A 540-nucleotide genomic window follows, 5' to 3' on the forward strand; every position below is an offset into this window, starting at 1 on the left:
CAGCGTCGACAGCGGGTAGTAGATCATCGGCTTGTCGTAGATCGGCATCAGCTGCTTCGAGATGCCCTTGGTGATCGGCCACAACCGCGACCCCGAACCGCCCGCGAGGATGATGCCCCTCACAGATGAAGCCCTCTCGACACAGGAGCGGCGGAGGCACGGAGCGGTTCCTGAGCGGAGCAGGTCCCGCCGGCGGCGGCTGCCGGAGGAGAGGAGATGAGCACGGGCGTAACCGTAGCAAGGTCACGTTTCGCCGAAATCACAGGAGGCCCCGTCAGGCCCTGTTTCGGCCTCTGGAGCGTCCCCCGGAGAGGGTAGCTGGAGAAGGAGAATGAGTCACCGACGGTTGCTCTGCCTCTCCGCGTCTCATTCCTGCTTCTGTGGGGAGTGCTTCTCCTCTCTCATTCCTGAGCGGAGTACTTCTCCTCGGTGGCGGCCTTCGCGGGGCGCCACCAGTCCTCGTTGGCGCGGTACCAGTCGATGGTGGCGGCGAGTCCGGCGTCGAAGTCGGTGTAGCGGGGGCGCCAGTCGAGCTCGGTG

At 65.4% G+C, this 540-nt stretch carries 1 protein-coding gene and 1 pseudogene; both read right to left on the minus strand.

Features of this window, described 5'->3' with window-relative positions; translation table 11 throughout:
• On the minus strand, positions 1-123 hold a 123-nt coding region (locus C5B93_RS16835), incomplete at its 3' end, for a sugar phosphate nucleotidyltransferase (RefSeq protein ID WP_258068269.1).
• Between the two features lie 278 nt (positions 124-401).
• Positions 402-540, minus strand: a pseudogene (locus C5B93_RS17770) (dTDP-glucose 4,6-dehydratase); the annotation flags it as partial.

It is taken from the genome of Rathayibacter sp. AY1A2, assembly GCF_002930935.1.
Taxonomy (GTDB): domain Bacteria; phylum Actinomycetota; class Actinomycetes; order Actinomycetales; family Microbacteriaceae; genus Rathayibacter.